This window comes from Bartonella sp. TT119HLJHH (assembly GCF_042193385.1).
In the GTDB taxonomy this organism is placed as follows: domain Bacteria; phylum Pseudomonadota; class Alphaproteobacteria; order Rhizobiales; family Rhizobiaceae; genus Bartonella.
Map to the genome: position 1 here is coordinate 1 of NZ_JBHILS010000060.1, position 2,475 is coordinate 2,475.

The window sequence follows — 2,475 nt, forward strand, 5'->3', positions numbered from 1 at the left end:
ACTGTCTCACAATTTCTCTCTTTACGCTGATGTAAGCTATCGACAAAAGCTTCAGAAAACTGGTATAAGTGGTGCAAACTTTTCAGGTGGCATACGCTATCAGTTTTAAAACAAAACTGTCAAAACAGCGTATTTCTTTTCTATGCATCAACAAAAAAGGCAGCACAATATGCTGCCCTTTTTGTACATTAAAGTCATCCTTTTTCCTTTTAAAGCACCCTTCCCTCTTTATACTTAGTTCTTTACGAAAATCACCAAGACAAGACACAACAAACGCAACAGAGCACTTCCATCCCCAGTGGATGAACAGTACTTCCTACTTTGAAAAAAAGAGAAGTCTATTAGAAATAAATTAATACCACTGTGTTGAAAGATGAAAACCCACTTTAAGCCCAAGTAAGTTAGCTTTTTTACAAGCTTCTTCTACATCCTTTTTTGTTCCCTCATAACCCCAATTTGGGGTATATAATAATCCCTACCATCATGTAAAAGATGTCATGGTACCACTATATCAGTATCTCACAATATTTCTCTGAATAATAATATTCAAAATTATAATTCTTTAAATAAAATCCATTATAAATACATTTTGTATTAGACATAATTAATATCAATTATTTTTTAATTTTGACAAAAAACCAAAAATGTCTTACCAAATAAAAACAATTACTGAAATTAATAACAACTATCCATTTTCACTTCTTCTTATGAAGTTCGCGGGGAAATGAATATTTGGGGGCTATCATAAGGAGAATACTAGTGTATAAAACATCCCTTTTATCATGCACAGCTGCAGCCGCTATCATCCTGTTCAACATCCAGTTCAGTGCACATGCTGAAACCCTCGTAGTTTCTGAGGGAAAACAACAAGAAGTATCCGATAAAACCTACGAAACTATTCACGCAAAAGACGGTGGCAAAATCATTGGCAAGAATTTAATGATAAACCACCCAGTCCATTACGATGTATACGCTGTAACAGCTGAAGGTGTTAACAGTGTAATTGAATTACAGGATAGTAGAATTATCCCAAAACTTGATTCTGAGATTTTCCGCGGTCTTGAAGCCAAAGACGGAGCTACAATCAAAATGATTGGAGGTTCCATTGCAGCTGCCTCTGTTGGCGCTTCTTTTAATAACACGAATAGCAGCGAAAACATGCTAAAAGACGTGGTGATATCAGACTTAGATAAAGATGGACTGCAATTACTCTCAGGAATAGTTACCAAGGGAAGCACGCTCACCTTACAAAATGTAACTGTTATGCATGCAGCGAACGCTCTAACGGCAGATGATCACTCGACAATAACAGTCTCTGGAGGATCATTTGATGGAGAACTCGATGGAATATATGCTTCAAATGGCAGCACGGTTATTATCGACAACAAGACTGAGATTACAACATCCAGTGGTTATGGACTCCATGCTGATGGTGCACAATCCAAGATCACAATGACTGGAGGGACAGTAAGCGGTTGGGGTATAGGCACATTGTTTGCCGAAAACGGCGGACATATTCATGTCAATGGTATTACTATAACATCGACAGATGGCACTGGAACTGGTGTACTGGCCGATGCCTCTGGAAGCATAATTGAATTACATAATACAACGATTAAAGATGTTTCAACGGGGTTTTTTACACAACCAAACGGTACGATCAAGATGACTGGAGGTTCTATTACGGCTTCTATAATAGGCGCTTCTTTTAATAACAGTAAGAGCGCTGAGAACAAGATAGAAAATGTGAAAATATCAAGTGGTAAAGACGATGACCAACAACTTTTCGGGGTAGTCGCCACTCATAACAGCAACCTTACTTTGAAAAATATAACAGTTACTCAAGAAAATATAGGCATAGCCTCCGCTTTTAATTCTCAAATAAACGTATCAGGGGGAGAATTTAATGTAAAAACCTCAGGGGTATCTGCTGAGAGTGGCGGCACCATTATCATAAAAGACAATGCTAAAATTAACGCATCTGATGGTAGTGGACTCCATGCAAGCGATCCACAATCCCAAATCACAATGACAGGCGGAACAGTATTTGGAAAACAAGCTGCATTGTATACAGAAAACGGTGGACATATCGATGTCAAGGATATTTCTGCAACAGCACAAATCGGTGGTTTGCAAATCATGTCTCTCTTCTACACAGATCAAAATTATCCGCAAAAACGTCAAAGCAATGAAATCAATGTGACTAATGCAGATATCCACGTAGAAAATGGTGCTGGAATTCTTATCGGAGCTTTCACTGACAACGATATTGAAAATAATGCAGATCTGGCAATCGGTACAGCAAATCTCAAAAATTCAGAAATCCATGCCGATGTTTTACTAGGAAACGGCATTGATTGGAGATACAAAGAGTTTTGGGACCAGGTAGGTTCAAAAGCGATCTCCAACGGCACCTTCACATTAAGCGCAGATCAGTCTATTTTAGAGGGCAGAGCAAATATTGCTAAAGACAGA

Annotated in this window: 1 pseudogene; it reads left to right on the forward strand. The window is 38.2% G+C overall.

Annotation, left to right across the window (positions count from 1 at the left end):
- Positions 1–759 precede the first annotated feature (759 nt).
- Positions 760–2,475: pseudogene (locus tag ACFIJL_RS09075) on the forward strand (autotransporter outer membrane beta-barrel domain-containing protein); the annotation flags it as partial.